We start from the raw sequence: 22,449 nt of genomic DNA, 5'->3' as shown, positions 1-22,449 counted from the left end.
GTTCAAATAACCTGACTTAAGAATTCTTTTGCTCTATCCGTTTTAGGACTATCAAAAAAGAGATCAGGTGAACCTTCTTCTATGATTTCTCCGGAATCCATGAAAATCACTCGATCTGCAACACTTTTAGCAAATCCCATTTCATGCGTAACACAAATCATAGTTATAGAATCACTCGCCAACTCGATCATCACATCAAGCACTTCTTTGACAACTTCAGGGTCAAGAGCAGAAGTAGGTTCATCAAAGAGTAAAACACTGGGATTCATACACAAGGTTCGCGCAATTGCAACTCTCTGTTGTTGCCCCCCTGACAATTGCGAAGGAAGTTTATTTGCCTGATTTGCTATTTTTACCCTATCTAGTATTTTCATTGCTCGCTCTTCAGCTTCTTCTTTCACTTCATTTTTTACATAGCGAGGTGCAAGAGTGCAATTTTCCAATACAGTTAAGTGTGGGTAAAGGTTAAATTGCTGAAATACCATCCCTGTACATTTTCTATTTTCGATTACGGAGGAAGGGTCGTCATTTAGTATATTACCATTTATTGAAATTCTACCTTCTTCATAGTTCTCAAGTTGGTTTAAGCACCTAACAAGTGTGGACTTTCCTGAGCCTGAAGGACCACATACTACGATAATCTCACCTTTAGAAATTGTAAGATTAATGTTTTTAAGTACTTGAAATGATTCATACCATTTATTTAGCCTTTCTATCTTAACTACATCAGTCATCTCTTTTTCCTTTCACTTTTTCAATCCAGGATTCCTGTTCAATAGTTTCAATCGCTCCATCAAGTTTTCTTCGAACCATTTCCATGGCTTTTCTAGGGCAACTCCCAATCTCGACTAATAATCTTGCGGCAAACATTGCCGAGCGACCAGTTCCTGATAAACAACAGAATCCAACTGACTTGCATGATTTCAAACTAAGAAGTAGTTCTTCCAGATATATATTCCACAAATATTCTCCCGTCGAATCTGGAATACCATAATCTATTACTGGTAGCTCAAATAACTTAATTTTATACTTCGTTAAGCATGTTTTAAGATCTACTTTGGCATTTACGGGTAACTCATGATCTTCATTAAGTAGAACCAGATAGTTAATACCTTGCTCTACCAGCCCCACTATTGTAGATTCCATATCTAGAGGGTGAATAAAAGAACTCCCATCGACTGCAATCGTAAGACCTGGAAATCCCATAAAGTAAATACTCCCGCCTCCTTCGAGACCAGTGTTTACATAGCGATAGGTAGCTAACTCATTAGGGAGTTCTCTTTTATTATTTTTTTCCATTTTTTAACAAATATTCATCGTATTGGTTGAGGATAGTGTAGACCACCTTCATTCGATAATGCATTGTATGAGCCATTACGATCCAACCCAAATAAGGTGCCCTTTCCTAAATTTCTATTGAACACTTCTCCATAGTTACCTACCTGTTTTATTATGTTATAAGTCCAATCTTTAGGGAGACCTAGCATTACTGCCATATCTCCAGCGGCTGAGTCCTTGCTTAGTAAGCGCCGGACTGAAATTGGATAATCACTTAGATTTGACATTATTTTGTCGACGTTTAAAGACGTAACCCCCAAAAGTTCGGCGTTCAACATCACTTGGAATGACCAATATAAAATCTTTTTCAAATTCATAGTCAGGTTGAATAACAATAGAAAGTGGTTCATTTGATATGATTTCTGGTAAAATGGTATATTTATCAGGCTCACTTGAAAGTAATCTGTCCGAGTTTAGTGCCGTAATATCACTTGCAACCACATCACATTTTCCGTTAAAGAAAGCATTTAGTCTGGCTGTTTTGTCTGCAATGTTTTCTACCCGATACTTCATACCTCTGTCGCGGAACCAATCAGAAATGTTTAGTAAGGTAGTTGATCCCTCCTCAGCACATATAGTGGCCCCCTCCAGCTGGCTAGCTGAAGATATATTAAGTGATTTTGGCACCATGAAGCCTTGTCCATCAAAGAATGTAGTGATAACAAATTTCATCCCAGGATTTGAGTCACGAGTACCAGTCCTCGTGATACTTCTAGAAGCCATATGTGCTTTCCTTGCAACAATAGTCTTCATACTGTCTGAAAAACCAATCCCCCGAATATCAGCTTTATTTGCATCTCCTAGAATTGCTGCTGATGCCATCCTACAAAAATCTGTATTGAATCCTTGATAAACCCCTCTACTGTCCGGAACCGAAAATCCAGGAGAATTGCTATTCACAAGACAAATAACTTTATCTTGCGATTTAATATCATCCATCACATTTCCTGCATTTGTATTGAATGTGATGACCAAACTAAAACATAAAGAAATAGCACTTATAACTTTCATTTAAAAACACTCCAAACGTATATATGAACGCATTATGAATTAATTAGTCGCTTTTCCAGCCACCGACTATAACTAGAAAGACACCAACAAGTTCCTATGTACCATAGAGCGACGCATAAATATGCTTCCACTCCATATTTCTGCCAAAATGGGTCGCTAAATGCCATTCTTGCTGTAGCCGTAATATCATGAATCCCAATAATTACTACTAATGATGTATCTTTATAAGCTCCCAATATCGTATTCATTATTCCAGGCATTGAGTTCTTTAGTGCTTGCGGAAGAATTATTAACCTCATTGTTTGATGATATGTTAACCCTTGGCTATATGCGGCTTCAAATTGCCATCGAGGTATTGACTGAAGTCCTCCACGTATAACCTCCGCGAAGTAAGCGGAATGAAAAAATATTAAGGCTGTCATAGTTGTATATAATGGAGAAAATTCTAAACCTTTTGGTAAAATTAATGGGATAATGAACAAGCCAATAAACAGAACCATAACCATAGGAACGCCACGAATTATCTCGATATAAATAATCGAAAATACCCTTATCACCTCAAGCTTATCTTGATACCTTGCTATTCCTAGAATCACTCCAATAGGAAATGCTAACGCAAGGCTAAAAACTGCTAAGAGTAAGAGGACAGGTATGCCATTCCACTTCTCCTGCTGAACGTATTCGAGCCCAAATACTCCTCCTTGCATTAATATGATAAATACAACTGAACAAATAATAACAAATGGTATGAGCTTTGATGTTTGTAATTTAGGAACCATACATGTCAAGATCATTGCCATTATGATAAGACTTGCTAAGAGTGGTCTCCATTGCTCTTGATAGGGATATGTTCCAAATGCAATTAGTCTTATTTTTTCTCGTACAAATGGCCAGCAGGCTCCATCCGAATTTACACATTCAATACCTTCTTTCCAAGGAGCTACTGATTCATATACCAGCCAGTTACCAGATACAAACGTAAGGTATAAAATCACTGCTGTGATGAATACTGTCAAGGACACACTTCTTAAGCCATTCCAAATTCTCTTATTATTTAAATTTCCGTCAAAGAAAATAACTCTTCTAACCTGGGAATATTTTGTTTCATCGATTTTCATAGCTTCAGCCCCATAGTAGAGGTGACTTTTTTGTTGTACGAATTAATTACACTAGACACAATAATAGAGATACCAAGATAAACACACATTGATAGTGTCATAAGCTCTATTGGTCTAAAGGTTTGATTTATAGATGTTGTAGTAATTGACACCAGATCTGAGTAGCCAACTGCTAGAGCGATAGAAGTATTTTTAGTGATGTTTAAATACTGATTGCCCATTGGAAGTGTGGCCACTCTAATAGCCTGGGGCAGTATAACTAGCCGATACATTTTCCATTTTGTTAAACCAGAGGATAACGCTGCTTCAAACTGTCCTTTTGGAATTGACTCTATTGCACCTCGAAAGATCTCTGCAACTTGCCCTCCATGGTAAATTGACAATACAAAGGAGAGGATTATGAATTGCATCGAAATTCGCCCCCCTCCTTCATAGTCAAAACCGCTAATTTCAGGAAAACTAATCACAAAATTATAACCCTCTGAAAATATAATATAAAAAGTCAAAGCTATTGAAATTAAAAAAATGGATATCTTTGCTTTTTTATAAATACTATGTTTAATTAGAAAAACATTTTTTGCACTTATCAGCACTAAATTAGATATTAACCAGAAAGACAAAATGTATAATATACATATAAACCCACCAGAATCTCCTGGCACTGGAAAATATATTGCTCTATTAGATATGAAAACGAGATCTAACAAACTCCAACTTTCTCTTACATTGGGTAACGCATTAATAACTGCAGTGTATACAAAAAGTAATATAAGGAGTTTAGGTGTATTCCTCATTAGCTCGATATATACGTATGATGATTTTTTTGACAGACCATGTTTGCTCGTCCTTAAAATTCCCATTGTCATGCCAATTAACGAGGCACCAATAATACATACCGAAGCAAGAGCAATTGTATTTACTACCCCTGCTAACAAAACCTTCAAATATGTGTCACTTGAAGAGACTTTATAAATACTATCACTAATGTCGAAACCAGACTCAGTCCAGAGGAATTGATAACTTAGTGCTATACCTATTTCATTTAAATTTTCTTGTACATTTAGATATATCTGATGACCTGCAAAAACCATCAATATGAAGAATAAAGACTGCCAAATAATTGTTCTATGTTTCATGCCTTTGTAATCCATTACACACTTCCTAGTAGGCCACTTCTTAACCGATAATATACCTGTATACAGGTATTCGCAACAAAAATTTAACAACAGAGGAGCAAAAGAGCTTTAAGTGTATGATATTAAATAATATAAAATATATTAACCATACGCGGCGGTTAGTCTTTTTACTGTAAAAATACAAAATCTAGCGACTACAGAAGGAGATAGCGGCATATTATCTAAAGGGTTTGCTATTAACAGGTAGGTCGTTTTGAACAGCTGCATGATTTGAATTTTGTAGGATGAAAGCCTCAAACACATCTTTTGTAAGTGATTTTCCTAGAAAAGCGATTTTTGCCGACTCTAGATAGTGATTAAGCATCTACTAATCTAATGAGTTTAGCTTCATCTTTCGTTTTGTACTGATAACTCTGAATTGCATATTGCCAACGAACACTGACACCTGTATACATGTATGTACTTTTATAAGGTTTATGGGTTATGGATTTATGGCTAGACGTAACAACGTGACAGATATTTATGATGAGCTTAGGAGTAGGATTGTTACTGGTGAGTTGCGAGGAGGAACACTACTACATGAAGACAAGCTAGGTAAAGAATTTCAGTTGAGCAGAACGCCAATTAGACAGGCTTTACAAAAGCTTGCTTATCAAAACTTAGTTGAAACAAAAACAGGCGTTGGCACGCTCGTTGTTCCTGATGATAGGTTTGACCTTATTGAAGATATTCGCGTGTGTAGGGATATCCTTCAAATAGCAGTTAAACGAAACTCTAGCTCGTTACTTATGCCGGAAGATAAATTTGAATTGTTCGGACTCATTGCACTTCAGGAAGATTGTCTCAATCACAGCTCAGTACAACTTCTTTGGAGCATCATGGATAAAAGCTCTGCTCTTATTGAAAAAAAAATAGACCACGATCTGCTTAGAAAAACTTATGACTTACTAATCACGAGGATCCAAAGGCGAGTTTTCAATTTTTTTAGCGAAGACCTTTCAGTAATTGCGGAAATAATTTATCAGGAACTCGAGATGAACCGCAAAGCCGAAAACGAGATTCAACTGATAAAATCGAAGTTATCAACACTATCATTAATAAAATCAACTTATAGTAGGTCTACGAAGGCGAAAAGGCGTTAAGTTCAACTGAGTCGCAAACAACCTGCCCTTCCAAAATTTTTCAAGTAATCAAAAGATTGATTTTCTGGTCGAGTATTTTGATGGGAAATTCTGACGTTCAGGAGCAAGCCCTCCCCTTAAAAGAGGAGGGAGTGTAGACGCTTACTTGTAAGCACCCGCCGCGTAATGCAGTTCGTATGAGTGACTGTAGATCTCAAGGATGTTACCGAACGGATCTTCCATGTAGATCATGCGGTAAGGCTTCTCACCTGGGTAGTAGAAACGTGGCGCTTTCATGCGCTTCTTGCCACCCGCCGTGACAATTTTTTCTGCCAAACCTTCCACATCCGGGTCCTGCACACAGAAATGGAAGATGCCGGTTTTCCAGTATTCGAAGTTGTTCTCTGGGTTTTCCTGATCCTTGAATTCAAACAGTTCAACGCCAATGCGGTCACCGGTAGAAAGGTGCGCAATGCGGAAACGTTCCCAGCCGGCACCGAGTACATCCGTACACATTTCACCGATGGCAGAATCGTCTTCAACAATCTCAGTCGGCTCCATGATGAGGTACCAACCCAGTACTTCGGTGTAAAACTTCACCGCAGCTTCCAAGTCAGGAACGGAAATACCAATGTGTGAAAAGTTACGTGGATATGGCGTTGTCATGATTAAAATCTCTCAATGCGTTATCGGATGAAGAGAAGTTTACCTACCACCTTTTTCATTGAAAAATTATCGATTATTATTGAATCCATAATATTCTGTTATTCATTTCCATATGATGAACCCTAAATGGCTCAACACCTTCGCCACGCTGGTTGAAACCGGCAGCTTTACCAAAACCGCTGAACGGCTCTACATGACACAACCCGGCGTCAGTCAGCATGTGAAAAAGCTGGAAGACGAGTTGGGGGAAACCCTCATATACCGTGAAGGAAAGCAGTTCGAACTGACACGTGAAGGCATCATGCTGAATGCCTTTATCGCCGAGCAGAATCAGCAGCAGGCAGACTTTCTGGCAAGAATGAAAGACGATGACCCGCATCAAGGGGCAATTCGCATTGCCTGTTCCGGCGCAATGGCGATGAAGCTATATCCGTCTTTGTTGAACCTACAAACTTTACACTCTGGCTTATCGGTGCAGCTTGAAGCAGCGCCCGCAGACAGAATTCGTCAGATGCTGATCGATAACCAAACCGACATTGGCATCACCACACAGAAATTCGACCAGCCGGTTTTTGAAGAAACTCTTTTAGGTGAAGAAGCTCTTTGCGTGATTTTACCGGCTAAAGTTCAAATCCCTTTAGGCGACTTTCATGCCCTCTCTTCGCTAGGTTACATCCACCATCCCGATGGCAAACACTATGCCGACTTAGTGCTAGGGACAAATTTCCCTGAGGAATACCGCAATATTGAGGCTTTGGAACATCGTGGCTACGTGAACCAACTGGCGCAAATACTCTTACCTGTTTCCAAGGGTATTGGCTTTACCGTTCTGCCGGAAAGCGTGATGACCGGATTTGAGCAAAAAGAAAAACTTACTGTGCTGACGTTGGAGTCACCTGTCTCTCAATCCCTTTTCCTTTCCCAGAAAAAATACCGTGATTTGCCGAAGCGATTCGACAAGGTGATGGAGCTTATCCTTCAGGCGACAAATTGATCATTCGGCTTAATCAAAGTGAGCTTCAGCATAAAAAATGCGCAGGATTTGTTAAAACACCCGTTGATACCTTATAGGGATGAAAACAAGGGAGAATCTGTAATGAAGCGACAATCAACGGCAGATCACTACCGGAAGCGGCTTTCCGTGCTGTCAGATTACATCTACGAAAATCTAGAGGTTGATCTGGATATGGATAAGCTGGCTCAGGTCGCGTTGATCTCTCCTTATCACCTGCACCGCATATACCGCGGGATTTACGGCAACAGCCTGACTGATTCTATCCGTTGGATCCGCCTTCACTATGCGGCAGACAGATTGATAAAGACAGACTTGAGTATTGAGGTGATTGGCCGTATGGCGAGATACAACTCCGTACAGAGTTTCACCCGTGTTTTCAGTGAGACTTTTGGCATGCCACCTGCCCGTTTCAGGCGTGAAGGTGATCATGTTCAATTTTCGCAACCAATACGGAAAAACGAGGATTACCCAATGCAAGAGATCACAATAAGAGAAAGCGAAGCAATGACCCTAATTGGTTTAGAGCACAGCGGTGATTACATGAAGATAGGACAGCAGTTTGAGAAGCTTCAGGGCTGGCTGACGACGCGCAACCTGATTGACGAAAACACCCGCTTCTTTGGTGTCTATTTTGATGACCCAGATACGGTACCGACCGAAGAATTACGTTCCCTGGCTTGCATCAAAGCCAGTAATGCAGATGACCTCCCGTTGGAAAACGGTTTAAAGCGTTTTGATATTCAGGCTGGAAAATGTGCCGTAATGCATTACAAAGGCCCCTATGCCAATATGGACGCTGCCTACCGCTGGTTATTCTCCGAATGGTTACCAAACTCCACTGAGCGAATAGGTAACCAGCCAGCCTATGAAGAATATCTTAATGACGTCCGTTCAGTGCCACAAACAGAGCTACTTACCGATATCTATATCCCTTTAGAATAGGCATAACCGGCGGCATTTAAAATGTCGCCTTTTTTCGTTTAAGAACCACCCGCTTTCAATTCGGCGCTCATCCATTTCCGAAATGCCTGTACCTTTTTAACACGGAGGTGCGAATCCGGACAGACAAAGTAATAACCGAAAGCCACTTTCTGGTTATGCTCCCGGCCAAAGGGATAGACCAAACGCCCTGCTTTTACATCTAAGTCCGCCAACGCCGTGGAGGTTAACGCCACCCCCTGCCCTTCAATAGCCGCCTGCATAGCGAGTGCTTCGCTAGAAAACTGGTGCCCGGAATTGGTATCAGGGTGGTCAACACCAGCAGCACGCAGCCACATCCCCCAACAGGGCGCCTGAGCCTGTGTGGTTTGCCAGTCAGAGCGCAACAACATGTGGTGCTTCAGAACTTCTGGTGATTTAAGCGCATGTTCGCCTTCCATCAATACCGGGCTACAAACCGGAACCACTTCTTCAGGGATCAATACTTCGCAATGTACGCCGGAGTAGTTTCCCCCTCCATAGCGCAGTGCAATGTCGACACCATCCCGCCTAAAGTTGACGAGAGACTCACTGGCATCGACCCTTAAGCGGTATTCAGGATACTGTAGGTAGAAACTGCCAAGTCTTGGCAGCAGCCATTTCGCCGCAAAAGTAGGAGATACACTCACCACCAGTTCATTACTGTGGCGATGACGATGCAACTGCCGGATCCCCTCTTCAAGCTTGGCGAACCCTTCTTCCATGAATGGATAAAGCTGCTCACCTGCCTCGGTAAGTGAGAGCGCTCTAACCTTGCGTTCAAACAACTCAATATCCAGATAACTTTCTAGCGTTTTGATTTGCTGACTAACCGCGGCAGGGGTGACGTTTAGCTCCTCCGAAGCCTTTTTAATGCTCAGATGCCTCGCCGTACTTTCAAATGCCCTCAGCGCATTCAAAGGGAAAAAATGCACTGCCATGATTTAGTTTTTCTTATTCATAAAGTAGTAAACCTCGTTTGTGACAAGAGAAAGAGTAGCCCAACATTGAAGCTGACTTAAGCATTTCTTGATTAACAAAGAGAAAAACCGGAGGAAAGATCATGAGAACGTCAGAAAAGAAAAACCATACTCTACTGGTCGCATCTTACGAGCAGAACAAAGAGGCGCACCTGGAAGTGAGCCGAATGATGTGGAAGTTGATAGAAAAAGTGATTGCTAATTACCAGACACTCAAGCTAAAGCACCAAAAGGAAAAACTTCGAGACTTGCTCTCAACTTATCCTGACTATCTCCTCAGGGATGTCGGATTAACCCCAGAAGAAATCAGTTTGATTAAAGCACGTAGCATTCAGTTGAAGCTGGCACACATTGCGCACAGCGTAAGAAGAAACTAAACGTTCAACTGACTCGGGGCGAACTTTCCATTCAGGTTTTCACTTTCTCACTGCGTTCACACTGTGCCACCCACTTTACATACCAAGCTTCCAACTCTTCTATGGGTTTGGGATGACAAATTAAAAAACCCTGCACCAACATGCTAGGATAATTGGAAGTCAGGTATTCCAACTCCTCGGAAAGTTCCACACCCTCAGCGACCACTTTACATTCCCGCTCTAAAGAAAAGTCCGCCAACGAGCGAACAATTGCCTGACCAAAGTGATCGGTGTGGATTTTGCTGATAAGCGATCGATCCACTTTCACTTCAGTAAAGGGCAAGTGCCGCAAGTGGCGGAAGTTGGCAAAACCGGTTCCAAAGTCGTCTAACGATACGCCAAACCCTTGCATCCTTAATCGATTAAGGGATTCAAGTTGTTCAGGAGAACTCAGTGCTGACTCTTCTGTAATTTCTAGTGTGATGCGTTTTCTGTGAACATTCTTTGCTTTAAACAGCGCATCTAATCGATTAGGGATGCTCAAATCATCGAGCTGTTGCGCGGACAAGTTGATGCTGACAGTTACATGGTGCCCAAAAATGGCAGAGAGGGTTTCCATATCTGTCGCCATCTTTTCCGCAATCGTAGTAGTGAGTAGATCTACCAAGCCATGCTGTACAGCCGTTGATAGAAAACTAGCGGGTAAAATCGCCACACCACGGTCTGGCTCGTAGACTCGCGCCAATACTTCAACGCTTTCCACCCGCTTTGTCAGTGGGTTCACCTTAGGCTGGTAATAAGGAACAACATTCCCACTGATAAGGTATCGAATCAATTCTTCCCTTGTCATTGCAAAGTTCTGTTCAAACTGCATTTCATGGGAACTTGGGAGTTTATTTAGCGTTTTCTCCAATGCATCTAACGTAATAGGCTTGGGTATACTTCCTAAAAGGTAAACCCATTGGAGCTTGGCTATTTCAGCAGCCAACTCAGTTACGCGATTCTCCAAATCAGAAATAATGCATACCGCTCCACGGAAATTCATTTTCCCTAATTCGCGAATCACACACATTCCGTCTATATCTGGCATGCCTAAATTAGTAAACACAACATCATAATGTGTCTTGCCAAGGTTGATTTCATCCAACGCTGTTTGCGGACACGAAAAACAAGTGACCTCATCGTATCCGAGGCAGCTCAGCATTTTTTTAATCAACATCAAGACGGATTCAGAGTCATCTATGACTGCAACATGTTTAGTACTTTTCACTCTCCCCACCAACCCAATGTCCTATATGTGCTAAGAATATATTCCAAACGTGTTTGCCAAGTTTATCCCTTCGCGTTTTGTCATAATTAGAATTCAAACGCTAAAGTTGACCACCCTTCTCTCTAGAATTCTTGTTTTAATCGAGAAGAGCAAAGAACACCAATCTTCTTTATGAAAGATTATTGGTCGCTATCAACAGCCACCAATAGAATATTCTTTAAGCTATTTATTATTAATAGAAAACATATCAGCTTTGCGCCAAATGAATTGAAAAATTTTGTCTCATATTCTGGAAATTTTCGCTTTATTTTCCCTATGGCGTTGTTTTAAAAGATTAATTATTTACATATGCAACGAGACATTATTTTCAAACATTGTCACAAAGTTTTATAAGCGCTTCATGATCTCATGTATGAATCACAAGTAGCAAAAATATGAATCAAAGCGCATATAGATTTTAAATCATAAGGCGATATTAAATTCATTAAATGAACTTATACTCTGACATTCTGTATGCTTCTCTTAACTCTATATATTAAGAAGATACATTTAAACGGACATTTAAAACATAAGAAAGCGCTTGCAGTCATAAATATACAATAACTCATCATTGGCGATAGTTTTTTCCGAAACAAGTAATATTTATCTTCTATGATTAGCAACCTTTGATATAACGGAAAGCAATAACACCAAATACCACAAACCAATTCCTAGGTTGGAAGCAAGATCATCAAACTACAGAGATAAATCGAAGTATTAATGGAAGGAGAGCATGATGATTCTTTCAAAAAAGGAGAGGGCTATTCCAAAATGATTTCGGGTATAGAACACATCATCCCCCCATTTCAAAGTAGTACAGTGATGTCGTCAATCAAAAACACTACGCAACTTTATTCATCAAAATTGATTTTCTACAAACCAGACTAGAGTAGTTGTATAGTCAGAATATCTACGAATGGATAAGTTTCGTTGAAGTTTGGAGGCTAAGTTTTTGTCATTGAGCATATGTCCAAATAATCCAACTTTGTTTGAATAGCTTCTTCTGTCAGCGCGACTTTATTTAACCTACGCGAATCAACTTAAAGCGTACTATCAGAGCCCGTGGCACAGCTCATAACCCATTCTATTAATTGATAATAATTATGAAAAACAGAGAGATTGTACGCGGATTTTGGGAACGTTTTAGCCGTGCTGACTACCAAGGATCCCGCCACCTAATAAAGTTGAATATCAGAATTGTCTGGCCAACCAGCCGCGAACGTTACGACAACACCGATGAATATTTCAAGGTCAACGAGGTGTTTGGAGATGGCTGGATCTTCAATATTTTCTCACTGGAAGAAACCACCTAAGGCAAAGTCATTAGTGTCACTCACGTTTCTCATCCTGATTGCAAAGACAGTTTCTATGCCAACAGCATTTGTCAGTTTGAAAGCGGAGAGTGGTACATAAAAGAAAAGAGTGGCAAATAAACACTCAATATCTAGAATGCGGGCATTAAACTTTGCCATGAATGAGAGTGCCCTTATGTCTCGCGACTATACCTTCGAATGCCTTGTCACCATGCCGCGCCATGAACTGGAAGAATTCAGTGCACGAATGATCGGCAGAATGGTGCCAGAGGATGTGATGACTGAAATATTCACGTTTGAGCAGGAAGAAATAGACAGCGAAGAGCGTTTGTTGTCAGCTCGTCTCGACGCCATGTTGCGTATGACCGCAATCGCTCTGAACGAAACACAGCAAGCGTTTGATGACTCTGAGCATGCAATTCAAAACAGTCAGAGAATGACGAGACTACTGCTTTGGCATTTTTACGCCATTCATTCCGCCTAGAACAAGCAATTACTCTTGAAACGCATTGTGAAGAGGTAGAAAGATTGTTGAAGACCCCTCCTACAGATGTGTTTGGCTGGGTGAATACCCTGACAGAGTTACTACACACTTATGCTGATATCAGTGCAGAGCAGAATCCAGAAAACTAACCAGGGTCTGTTGAACCTAGTTATTCTCCCCCAGCTTTTTCAATTCCTGTTCGCTGAAGCTTATAAACCCGATTGGAACATCGCTACCCAACGCAGCGATGATCTTCTCGGCACTTTCTACTCCAAAGCCACCGCAAAGTTCAACGACCTGAGCGCCTTTATCAATCAGCGCTCTGGCCGCGGCCACTGCTTCTTCGTCTGAGCTGACGCCCAAAATTTCCGTTCTGAACAAAGGTGACTCAATCACAGAACGGTGTTGATCTTGCTGATAATCCGGCGCTTTGATGATAAAGCCATAATGGGAGATCATATTGAATCCTTTTAGCTAAAGTGATTTGCACACTAGGGTCTGTTGACCCTAACATCATATTCCCAACTTTCCAGAAATTATCCACGCAATTGAATCCCTTGGGTTTTGCTCTATCTTTTCAGGTACACGCAGTTTGTAGAGCCACTCATGAACCTGAAACGCATTGAAACCTTTGTACTCGTCGCGACTCTTCGCAGTTTTCGCAAAGCCGCTGAGCAACAATTCACCACCCAGCCTGCCATTTCTTCACGAATCGCCGGTCTGGAAAAAGAGTTGGGCATTATCCTGTTTGATAGGGAAGCTTCTCCCATCACCTTAACGGCAAAAGGCCGTGAGTTGCTGCCATATGCAGAGAAAATGCTTTTAACCGCCGAGCAATTCCAAAAACGCGCAGAAAACAATGCGCTCTTTACTGGCACCTTGAGACTAGGGATTTCTGAAACCGTCGTACACACCTGGCTGACTGAGTTTCTTCGAAGCTTTAATGAGAAATTTCCAAGGCTGGATATCGACATCACAGTCGATGTGACCTCAAATCTTCGTCACGATTTGTTGGACAGAACCCTGGATTTAGCATTTCTGATGGGGCCAATTTCAGAGCCTTCCGTGCAGAATATGCCGCTTTGTCGCTATCCCATGGTTTGGGTCGGAAGCAAATCGTTACCGCTCTCAAACACTTTAATGTCACTGACTGAATTAGCTGACTTTCCCATCATTACTTATGCCCGCAATACGCAACCTTTCGGGGAAATCAGGGAGCAATTTGCCCAAGCGGATGCGGCCAATGCCCGATTTTTTACTTCAAGCTCACTTTCCGCCTGTTTACGCATGACTAAAGACGGATTGGGCTTGGCTACCTTACCTACTGTGATTGCAGAGCGCGAGATTGAAGCGGAGAATTTGCAGTTAGTGGATTGTGGCTGGGTGCCTTCCCCACTTGGCTTTACCGCGTCCTACCTGCATGCTCCCTTGAGTGGCGCAGCAGAAGAAGCCGCAAAACTGGCAGTGGAAGTAGCAGGGAAAGCAGGGCATTAATTTTTTTTATCGTAAAAGGTAAAAAACTATAATTGGACGAAATGACACCAACCTGCAACATTTAGTTAACACAACATTCAATCAACGAGGCGAAGGAAAGCCATGAGTCAATTTGCAGGACAGGAAGCCCCTCTGTCGTCTAATCACTATGAAGCTGCATTAATGCAGGCCCGCGAACTAAGAATGCTGGCACGAGACGGCAAGTTTATTGGCCCCACCAGCGGATTTGCCCCGGGTTTGGCTCAAGGAAATGTAGTGATCCTGCCCAAGGCTTGGGCGGATGACTTTTTGGTGTACTGCCAAAAAAACCCCGTCGCTTGCCCGCTACTTTCAGTATCGGCTCCTGGTGAACCACTGATTGATTTACTTGGCGAGAACATCGACATCCGCTCAGATGTGCCGGAATACCACATCTTCAGAAACGGCGAGTTAGCAGAGAAAACACACGATATTAAAGATCTCTGGTGGGGAGACATGGTGACCTTTGTACTGGGCTGCTCCTTCTCGTTTGAAGATGCCCTGATTCGCGCTGGCCTGTCCCTTCGTAATATTGATTGCCAGTCGAATGTGTCGATGTACCGCACCAATTTGTCGACAGCACCAAGCCAATACTTTAACGGCAGCATGGTGGTCTCTATGCGTCCGTTTAAACCTGCTGATGCGATTCGCGCCATTCAAATTACTTCCCGCTTTCCTAAATCTCATGGTGCCCCAGTGCATATTGGGAATCCGGCTGATATTGGCATTGAAGATATCTCCAACCCCGATTTTGGTGATGCTGTGCCTATCAAGGACGGCGAAATTCCTGTTTTCTGGGCGTGTGGCGTAACACCACAGTTAGCGATCGCTAACGCCAAACCCCCTGTCGCTATTACTCATGCGCCTGGCAAAATGCTGGTCACAGATGTCAGTAACGAACAGCTCTCAGTTTTATAAGTATTAATAGGACACTAGTGAAAAGGAGACTTCCGATGAAGTTGTTGAAAAACCTGCTGCCAGCCATGGCAGTGTCTCTCGCCGCACTTTCAGTGCCTTCTGCACTCGCTGCGCAATGGCACATGCCAACGCCTTATGGCGATGCTAACCTGCCGACCAAAATCGCCTATGACTTTGCTGAGCAAATCAAAGCATCCACAGATGGAGAGGTCGATATCAAAGTTCACTCAGGCGCATCTTTGATGAAGCACCCTGAGATCCCTCGCGCGGTGCGCACTGGTCAGGTGCAGCTTGGCGAAGTCTTCATTGGTATCATGGGCAACACCCACCCAATCTTTAAGCACGACAACATTCCTTTCCTCGCCACTGACTACGAGCAAGCCCAGAAACTATGGGAAGCCGCTAAACCAGAGATAGAAAAGCAACTCAGTAAAGAAGGCATGATCCTGCTCTATACCGTGCCATGGCCTGCACAAAGCCTTTACACTAAAAAGCCGGTGAACTCGCTGGCTGACATTAAAGGCACCAAGATGCGCGCTTATAGCCCATCAACATCGCGTCTTGCTGACCTGATGGACACCACACCCACCACGGTTCAGGTGCCGGATATTCCACAGGCATTTAGCACTGGCATTATCGATGCGATGGTGACATCACCATCGACTGGTGCAAACGGCCAAGCATGGGATTACCTGAGCCACTTCACCGAGATCAAAGCCTGGATTCCAAAGAACTTTGTCGTCGTGAACAAGCGCGCATTTAAGCGTTTGGACAAAGACGCTCAGAAAGCCATTTTGGATGCAGCAGCAGCAGCCGAAGCACGTGGCTGGGCAGAGGTTTTAGATCAAGAAGCCAAAGACACCAAAACACTCGCAGACAACGGCATTGTGGTATCGAAACCTTCCGAGCAATTGCTAAATGAGCTTCAGGCGATTGGCGTGACCATGACTGAAGAGTGGGAAGCAGAAAACTCACGAGCGCTAGCGCCTGTTTTGAAAGCCTATAAAAACTAAGTAAGTAGTTACTTACTACGACGTACCCTCCCCTGGAAACGGACTTGGGGAGGGCTTCAATACCCTGAGCTACGCCTGTCTGGAAGCATTATTATGAAACGAGCTCTGTACCTGCTGTCGGGTGGCTTATCCGGCTTCTTTATTGTGTTGATCATGCTGATCATCCTCGCCCAAATTATTGGCCGCATGATGGGCTTTATTGTCCCGTCGGCAGAAGATTTCTCCGGTTACGCTTTGGCTGCCTCAACCTTCTTTGGCCTTGCCTATACCTTTCGTGAAGGTGGTCATATTCGCGTTAACCTTGCTATTCAAAGGTTGCCAGAATCGCTGCAACGCCCTCTGGAAACTCTGGTCCTAACCCTTGCGTTTTTGCTGCTTTGTTTCTGTAGCTATTACTGCACTTATATGGTTTGGGAATCCTATGACTTTGAAGAAGTCACCCACGGTTACATCCCGATTCCTCTGTGGATTCCACAAGTGCCACTCGCGGTTGGCATGATTGCATTCAATCTCGCTGTGCTGGATAGCCTGATTGGCAACATTCGCGGTATTACCCCCCATTACAAGCAGTTGGAAGGTGAAGACGTTTCGCTCGAACTGATTGAAAATCCTGACGAAGCAACAGCTACGCAGGCAAGCAGCAAGGAGCGCGCAAAATGACGGACATGACCTTAATCTCATTTATTCTTGCCATCTCCATGCTGCTGTTTTTAGCCGCTGGTTTATGGGTATCCCTTGCCTTAATTGGTGTCGGTGTCATGGGTCTGTACATGACGGGCAACGAACAAATCGGCCTGCTGTTTGGTTCTTCAAGCTGGGGGGCGAGCACCAGTTGGTCGCTGACGGCCCTACCAATGTTTATCTGGATGGGTGAGCTTCTGTTCCGAACCCGACTCTCGGAAGATCTGTTTAAAGGCCTTTCTCCTTGGCTTAGCAGCTTCCCCGGCAAACTGCTGCACGTGAATGTACTGAGCTGTGGCATTTTCGCTGCGGTATCAGGTTCATCCGCCGCCACTGCAGCCACTATTGGACGCATGACTCTGCCCGAGCTGAAAGCACAGGGCTACAGCGAGAAAATGGCCGTCGGTACGTTGGCTGGTTCCGGTACTCTGGGTCTTCTTATTCCGCCTTCCATCATTCTTATTGTTTATGGGGTGGCCGCAGAAGTGTCCATTGGACGCTTATTTATCGCCGGAGCACTACCCGGCATTATGTTGATGCTCCTGTTTGTGGGTTACACCACCATCTGGGCATTGATGAATAAAAATGAAGTGCCTCAGCACTCGAGTAACGATGTTAATTGGCAAGTTAGATTCAAAGCGCTGAAAAAGCTGCTCCCGATAGTCGCCCTTATTTCCTTTGTTTTGGGGTCGATCTACGGCGGTTTCACTACACCGACAGAAGCAGCAGCGCTTGGCGTGTTTGGCGCCATGGTTTTGGCCGCCCTTACCGGCTCGTTGAGTCGCCAGAGTTTTATCGACAGTCTACTGGGTGCCGTGAAAAGCGCCTGTATGATTGGCTTTATTCTCGTGGGCGCGCACTTTCTTACACTGGCAATGGGATTCCTCGGCATTCCCCGCGCATTAGCGGAGTGGATTGCTGCGATGTCGCTGTCGCCGTTTGAACTCCTGCTTTACCTCACCATCTTGTTTGTGGTGCTGGGCTGCTTTCTGGATGGTATTTCTGTGGTGGTTCTGACCGTTGCAGTTGTATTGCCTATGGTGCAGCAGGCAGGCATTGATTTGCTATGGTTCGGTATCTTCATCGTTCTGGTGGTAGAGCTGTCGCAGATCACCCCGCCCGTAGGTTTCAACCTGTTTGTTATTCAGGCACTCACGGGCAAAAACATTCTGTATGTCGCACGCGCCGCGTTTCCGTTTTTTATGCTGATCCTTTTGGGGTTAGTGTTGATTACCGCCTTCCCGGAAATCGTGACCTATCTGCCGACCACTATGAGTCAGCGCTAGCGGCATCACGATAAGAAGCTGTCTCTTTAGAAGACAGAGCAACAAGGAGTGAGTTTAGATGAAATTAAACTGCGACATGGGAGAGAGCTTCGGCGCCTGGACCATGGGGAAAGACGCCGAGGTGATGCCCTGCATTGATATGGCTAGCATCGCCTGTGGCTTTCACGCCTCGGATCCAGTCACGATGCAAAAGACCGTCGCTTTAGCCTTTGAACATGGCGTCACCATTGGCGCCCACCCTGGCTACCCGGATTTGATGGGATTCGGTCGCCGGAAATTTGATTGTACGGAAGAAGAGCTTTTCGCTTGGATTGGCTATCAAGTCGGTGCGCTGAAAGGCATTTGCCGCCAGCAAAAAGCCATTGTGGATTACGTCAAACCCCATGGCGCGCTTTACAACACCATGATGAAAGACATGGCAGTGCTAAAGACTGTGATGCGCGCGGTGAAAGCTGCTGCGCCGGGTTGTCCCTTGGTGGTGATGGCGATTCCTGAGCGCCAACCTATTCTCGATTTAGCAGCAGACGTCGGCATTGACGTGATGTTTGAAGCTTTTTCTGACCGCGCTTATGACGATGAAGGGTTCCTCGTCGATCGCCGTATTGAAGGCGCTGTTCACGGCAGTGCTGATGCCATTATCAAGCAGGTACAGCAGATTGTTGAACAAGGTTTTGTCACAACTCTGAGTGGAAAAACACTCAAGGTGGATGCAGATACGCTCTGCATTCACGGAGATGGTCCCCACGCTTCGGCGGTAGCCCATGCATTGAAACAGTGGAGGGCAAATGGCGCGAATTGAGGCAGTCAATGAGCAGACATTGATTGTATATTTTGGGGACAGAATTGATGATGCCATCGCTGCGGACGTCAACCACGCAATTTTTCAGGTTCGGGAAAGTCTGGGGGATTTGGTCACAGACATCATCCCCTCCTACAACTCAATGTTGATTGGCTTTGACTTAAACAGAACGGACCGTTTTGACATCATAAAACGCATCCGGCTGGCGCTAGAATCCAACACTGACGCCGTCACCAATAACAACGATAATCAGGTAGTTGAAATTCCCGTCTACTACGGTGAGGAAGTCGCGCTGGATATGTCGGATGTGTGTGACAAAACTGGCCTCGACAGTGAGTCTGTCATCAAACGGCATAGTGAGAAGGAATACCGCGTGTACGCCATCGGCTTTAGCCCCGGCTTTGCTTATCTTGGCAGCTTGGATGACGCGATAGTCATGCCGCGCAAATCCACACCACGCCTCAAAGTACCAACAGGCAGTGTAGGGTTAGCCGATAACCAAACAGCCATTTACCCCAGCAGCACGCCGGGAGGCTGGCAAATTATTGGCCGTACACCACTGAATATGGTGGACTGGGACAGTGAATCACTGGCAAAAGTAAACGTCGGCAACCGAGTAAGGTTCTGCCCTATCGACAAGGACGAGTTTTTGAAGCAAGGCGGCGTGTTATGAGTTTTGAAGTAATGAACCCTGGCATGCTTACCCTACTGCAAGACAGTGGCCGCATCGGCTTCCAGCATTTGGGCATCACTACAGGAGGCCCAATGGATGAGCATGCTTTTTACTGGGCAAACCGTCTACTGGGAAATAAACCAGATGCAACGCAGCTCGAAATTACCTTCGGCCAACTGCAGCTAAAGGTGAATGCCGCCACAACCCTTGCTGTTACGGGCGCAGACCTTTCCACCACCTTGAACGACAAAGCTATTCAGCCCTGGCTCACCTATGCGGTGAAGCCCGGCGATGTGCTGGCGTTTGGCGCGCCCAAAAGCGGACTGCGTGCCTATCTCGCCGTAGTTGGCGGATTTGAATGCAAACAAAAGCTTGGCAGTTGTTCTACAGTGAAAAGAGAGCAACTGGGCGGTTTGACCGGTCTTGGTGAGGCCTTGAAAACGGGGGACATTCTGCCCTTTACTGCAACGACTGAGTTCACCGAACAGCGCACGCCGAAATGGGCGATTCCCGATTACGATGCGCCGCTCGAACTCGGGGTGATGCCGTCCTATCAGCATGCGTCATTTAGCCATGATGAACAGATGACGTTTTTCACCAGCGAGTATGAAGTCAGCCAGAACATCGACCGTATGGGTTATCGCTTATCTGGCGCGCCAGTGAAAAGCAGTCTCGATGGCATCATCTCAGAAGGTATTGCCTTTGGTGCGATTCAAATTCCGAATGACGGCCAACCGATCGTACTGATGAAAGACCGGCAAACCATCGGCGGCTATCCGAAAATCGGCTGTTTGAGCAGCTTGGGAGCAGGCCAGCTTTCGCAGCGTCAACCCGGGCAGATTGTTACCTTCTCCCCAATGGATGTCGCGGACGCAGAGGTGGAAAGAAGACTCTTTAACCGGGTAATTTTTGGATGAAATCATCTCGTGGAAACATGGCGCATATAGATAAAAACACTCAGCCGGACGATGTGCGTCCTTTTCTAAAAGCCATCAATCGGTATATCTCTGCCAAAGATAACAATAAGCCCCACCTGCTAACCAAGCTGTTTACGGATGACTCCCGGCTGGAAATGAAAGTCAACACCGACAGTATTTCGTTTCCCTCAGATGTGGTTGGCGTTGAAGCAATCAGCCATGTTCTGTCCTCCCAGTTCAACCAGCGTTTTGAGAATGTTTATACCTTCTGCTTGTCAGACTCCATTGTCAGGGATGACACTCATCTCACCTGTAAGTGGCTCGTCGTGATGACAGAAAAGGACAATGACATCCTGCGCATCGGTTGTGGCTATTACGACTGGCTGTTCAGCGATGATTCTTCTATCGCGGTAAAGGATCCGAAAGTGGACAAGCTCACCATCACCATTGAGTACATGGCTGCCATCAACTATTCCAATAAAGATCACTTGCTCGATGGGATAGGCGAACTGCCTTACCCTTGGTGTTTCAGCAGTTCCCTGAGTATTGAAATGCCAATGATAGAGGACTTAAAAACAGTGAAGAACTTTCTGGAGTAGGAATAACAGCACAACAGTGATTAGCTTCATAAAATCGCTGACGTAGTAAATATTGATTGATAAGAAATACTTGCTAGTGCTTTGGAGAAGAACACTATGAAAAGGCCATGGTTTACTGAATCTCAAATCTCTTCGATACTCAGAGAAGTCGATTCTGGTAAGACAGTCGACGAGATTTGTCGAAATCATGGATTACGCAGAACAACATTTTGTAACTGGCAGTACAAATATGGTGAGGACTGCAAGCTAGAGAAGATTATAAAGCTCGAAGCAGAAAATACTCAGCTTCGAAAAAAGTTCACTGATGTTAGCTCGGAAAATCATAAATTAAGAAAATTGCTTGCCAACAAAAAAATGGACAATGAATAGACACCACAATATGACCGATAACGCCGTTTAATCCACTGGCGCGACGTAACAATTTTACGCTCGCTTCGCCTACACCCTTTGCTTGATTACTGTCAGAAAAACAAAGAAATATGAATCTAATAACAAGAACTGCGCTAGCTTCAGATGCCAAAAGCATCACTGATATCGTCAACCCCATTATCGAAAGTGGTCGATACGTGATTCTCGACTCCACGTTTTCGGTGCCAGACCAAAGTTTCTTCATCCAATACTTCCCGGTAAACGGCGTGTTTTTGGTTGCTGAAGATCATGACTCGAAAACTGTTCTGGGCTACCAAACCGTTGAGCCATATGCCAGCTATTCACGCGCACTGGACCATGTCGGCATCATCACCACTTATGTTGACGAGAAACATCATCGACAAAGCGTCGCAACCTCGCTGTTTGCTTCCACGCTCGATATCGCGCGCTCACGCGGTTTTGAAAAGCTGGTTGCTCAGGTTAGAGCAGACAATGAAGTGGCTCTTCACACTTATCTAAAACATGGTTTTGAAGTGTCGGGCCGCGCAAAAAGTCATGCCAAAATCAACGGCAAGTACATTGATGAAATCACGCTGGAACTGTTCCTCTAGTAGAGGCTTCCTTTTAAGAAGGTGCCAAACACGGCACCTTTTTGTTACCCATCCATTACACAGCTATACCCAAACAACCTGAAGATGCTCGCATTCAGAGGCCCTCAATGCGTTCAATTCGAGGCAAATTCCGCGAGGAATAGTCATTCTATTTCCGTGGAATTTAACGATGAAGTGGGCGTATTGAGGGCCTCCCTTCGGGCGAGTTGACTGACGTCGTGCTCTCTGTTGTTCCTTTTTTGATGGAGGTGACTACACCTACAAAGG

25 protein-coding genes and 1 pseudogene are annotated in these 22,449 nt (G+C 44.3%); 17 read left to right on the top strand and 9 right to left on the bottom strand.

The features are described 5' to 3' along the window. Positions 1-2 precede the first annotated feature (2 nt). The 5 genes from VP504_RS21370 to VP504_RS21350 all read right to left on the bottom strand — a co-directional run bounded on the left by VP504_RS21370 (position 3) and on the right by VP504_RS21350 (position 4,618). Positions 3-734, bottom strand: a complete 732-nt coding sequence (locus VP504_RS21370; protein ID WP_325895366.1) for an amino acid ABC transporter ATP-binding protein — start codon at positions 732-734, stop codon at positions 3-5. Then, on the bottom strand, positions 727-1,299 hold the full coding sequence (locus VP504_RS21365; protein ID WP_325895365.1) for a protein-tyrosine phosphatase family protein: 573 nt from the start codon (positions 1,297-1,299) through the stop codon (positions 727-729). Before VP504_RS21365 ends, VP504_RS21370 begins: the two co-directional genes overlap by 8 nt. A 249-nt stretch (positions 1,300-1,548) precedes the next feature. Further along, positions 1,549-2,349, bottom strand: coding sequence for a transporter substrate-binding domain-containing protein (locus VP504_RS21360; protein ID WP_325895364.1), 801 nt, complete (start codon positions 2,347-2,349; stop codon positions 1,549-1,551). A gap of 32 nt (positions 2,350-2,381) precedes the next feature. Next, positions 2,382-3,467 (bottom strand): amino acid ABC transporter permease, encoded by a 1,086-nt coding sequence (locus VP504_RS21355; protein WP_325895363.1) that lies wholly within the window; start codon positions 3,465-3,467, stop codon positions 2,382-2,384. After that, positions 3,464-4,618 (bottom strand): amino acid ABC transporter permease, encoded by a 1,155-nt coding sequence (locus VP504_RS21350; RefSeq protein WP_325895362.1) that lies wholly within the window; start codon positions 4,616-4,618, stop codon positions 3,464-3,466. Before VP504_RS21350 ends, VP504_RS21355 begins: the two co-directional genes overlap by 4 nt. 476 nt (positions 4,619-5,094) lie before the next feature. Between VP504_RS21350 and VP504_RS21345 the strand changes: the two genes are divergently transcribed. Then, complete coding sequence (locus VP504_RS21345; protein ID WP_325895361.1) at positions 5,095-5,745, top strand: GntR family transcriptional regulator; 651 nt, start codon at positions 5,095-5,097, stop codon at positions 5,743-5,745. 141 nt (positions 5,746-5,886) lie between these two features. On the opposite strand, the gene VP504_RS21340 is transcribed toward VP504_RS21345, so the two are convergent. After that, entirely contained in the window at positions 5,887-6,390 is a 504-nt protein-coding gene (locus tag VP504_RS21340; RefSeq protein WP_325895360.1) for a lactoylglutathione lyase family protein, read from the bottom strand. Positions 6,391-6,502: 112 nt separating this feature from the next. Between VP504_RS21340 and VP504_RS21335 the strand changes: the two genes are divergently transcribed. Both VP504_RS21335 and VP504_RS21330 read left to right on the top strand, forming a co-directional pair. Next, positions 6,503-7,384: a LysR family transcriptional regulator gene (locus VP504_RS21335; RefSeq protein WP_325895359.1), complete on the top strand. Its 882-nt coding sequence runs from the start codon at positions 6,503-6,505 to the stop codon at positions 7,382-7,384. A gap of 102 nt (positions 7,385-7,486) precedes the next feature. Next, a complete protein-coding gene (locus tag VP504_RS21330) occupies positions 7,487-8,347 on the top strand; it encodes an AraC family transcriptional regulator (protein ID WP_325895358.1) in 861 nt (286 codons plus the stop codon). A 38-nt stretch (positions 8,348-8,385) separates the two neighbouring features. Here the strand turns inward: VP504_RS21330 and gcvA are convergent, their stop codons facing one another. Beyond that, positions 8,386-9,303, bottom strand: coding sequence for a transcriptional regulator GcvA (gene gcvA / locus VP504_RS21325; protein WP_325895357.1), 918 nt, complete (start codon positions 9,301-9,303; stop codon positions 8,386-8,388). Positions 9,304-9,425: 122 nt separating this feature from the next. On the opposite strand from gcvA, the gene VP504_RS21320 reads away from it, so the two are divergent. Then, complete coding sequence (locus VP504_RS21320) at positions 9,426-9,719, top strand: hypothetical protein (RefSeq protein ID WP_062715052.1); 294 nt, start codon at positions 9,426-9,428, stop codon at positions 9,717-9,719. Between the two features lie 31 nt (positions 9,720-9,750). Here VP504_RS21320 and VP504_RS21315 read toward each other — a convergent pair whose 3' ends face one another. After that, on the bottom strand, positions 9,751-10,968 hold the full coding sequence (locus VP504_RS21315; protein WP_084387828.1) for an EAL domain-containing response regulator: 1,218 nt from the start codon (positions 10,966-10,968) through the stop codon (positions 9,751-9,753). Positions 10,969-12,110: 1,142 nt separating this feature from the next. On the opposite strand from VP504_RS21315, the gene VP504_RS21310 reads away from it, so the two are divergent. After that, the gene (locus VP504_RS21310; RefSeq protein ID WP_325895356.1) at positions 12,111-12,320 is read left to right on the top strand and encodes a hypothetical protein; all 210 of its coding nucleotides are present in this window, start codon (positions 12,111-12,113) and stop codon (positions 12,318-12,320) included. Positions 12,321-12,495: 175 nt separating this feature from the next. Continuing rightward, positions 12,496-12,953: pseudogene (locus VP504_RS21305) on the top strand (exoribonuclease R). Between the two features lie 16 nt (positions 12,954-12,969). Here VP504_RS21305 and VP504_RS21300 read toward each other — a convergent pair. Then, positions 12,970-13,263, bottom strand: a complete 294-nt coding sequence (locus VP504_RS21300) for a DUF6506 family protein (RefSeq protein WP_325895355.1) — start codon at positions 13,261-13,263, stop codon at positions 12,970-12,972. A 147-nt stretch (positions 13,264-13,410) separates the two neighbouring features. On the opposite strand from VP504_RS21300, the gene VP504_RS21295 reads away from it, so the two are divergent. From VP504_RS21295 to VP504_RS21250, 11 genes are all read left to right on the top strand, one after another. After that, positions 13,411-14,298: a LysR family transcriptional regulator gene (locus tag VP504_RS21295; RefSeq protein WP_062714319.1), complete on the top strand. Its 888-nt coding sequence runs from the start codon at positions 13,411-13,413 to the stop codon at positions 14,296-14,298. 162 nt (positions 14,299-14,460) lie between these two features. Beyond that, positions 14,461-15,234 carry a putative hydro-lyase gene (locus VP504_RS21290; protein WP_325895459.1) on the top strand — a complete coding sequence of 258 codons (774 nt, stop codon included), beginning with the start codon at positions 14,461-14,463 and terminating at the stop codon, positions 15,232-15,234. Between the two features lie 35 nt (positions 15,235-15,269). Continuing rightward, positions 15,270-16,247, top strand: a complete 978-nt coding sequence (locus tag VP504_RS21285) for a TRAP transporter substrate-binding protein (RefSeq protein WP_325895354.1) — start codon at positions 15,270-15,272, stop codon at positions 16,245-16,247. 93 nt (positions 16,248-16,340) lie between these two features. After that, the gene (locus tag VP504_RS21280) at positions 16,341-16,907 is read left to right on the top strand and encodes a TRAP transporter small permease (protein ID WP_325895353.1); all 567 of its coding nucleotides are present in this window, start codon (positions 16,341-16,343) and stop codon (positions 16,905-16,907) included. Further along, on the top strand, positions 16,904-18,214 hold the full coding sequence (locus VP504_RS21275; RefSeq protein ID WP_046303681.1) for a TRAP transporter large permease: 1,311 nt from the start codon (positions 16,904-16,906) through the stop codon (positions 18,212-18,214). Before VP504_RS21280 ends, VP504_RS21275 begins: the two co-directional genes overlap by 4 nt. A 58-nt stretch (positions 18,215-18,272) precedes the next feature. Next, entirely contained in the window at positions 18,273-19,013 is a 741-nt protein-coding gene (locus VP504_RS21270; RefSeq protein WP_325895352.1) for a 5-oxoprolinase subunit PxpA, read from the top strand. Next, a complete protein-coding gene (gene pxpB / locus VP504_RS21265) occupies positions 19,000-19,686 on the top strand; it encodes a 5-oxoprolinase subunit PxpB (protein ID WP_325895351.1) in 687 nt (228 codons plus the stop codon). The genes VP504_RS21270 and pxpB overlap by 14 nt, the downstream gene beginning before the upstream one ends. Next, positions 19,683-20,603: a biotin-dependent carboxyltransferase family protein gene (locus VP504_RS21260; protein WP_325895350.1), complete on the top strand. Its 921-nt coding sequence runs from the start codon at positions 19,683-19,685 to the stop codon at positions 20,601-20,603. Before pxpB ends, VP504_RS21260 begins: the two co-directional genes overlap by 4 nt. Continuing rightward, a complete protein-coding gene (locus VP504_RS21255; protein ID WP_325895349.1) occupies positions 20,600-21,202 on the top strand; it encodes a hypothetical protein in 603 nt (200 codons plus the stop codon). Before VP504_RS21260 ends, VP504_RS21255 begins: the two co-directional genes overlap by 4 nt. A 96-nt stretch (positions 21,203-21,298) precedes the next feature. Next, the gene (locus VP504_RS25650; RefSeq protein WP_442788932.1) at positions 21,299-21,571 is read left to right on the top strand and encodes a transposase; all 273 of its coding nucleotides are present in this window, start codon (positions 21,299-21,301) and stop codon (positions 21,569-21,571) included. A gap of 110 nt (positions 21,572-21,681) precedes the next feature. Beyond that, a complete protein-coding gene (locus tag VP504_RS21250; RefSeq protein ID WP_325895348.1) occupies positions 21,682-22,182 on the top strand; it encodes a GNAT family N-acetyltransferase in 501 nt (166 codons plus the stop codon). The last annotated feature ends 267 nt before the right edge of the window (positions 22,183-22,449 follow it).

This window comes from Grimontia sp. NTOU-MAR1 (assembly GCF_035758505.1).
Lineage (GTDB): Bacteria > Pseudomonadota > Gammaproteobacteria > Enterobacterales > Vibrionaceae > Enterovibrio > Enterovibrio marinus.
The sequence above is the reverse complement of the archived record's forward strand: the minus strand, read 5'-3'. Positions and strand labels throughout refer to the sequence as shown.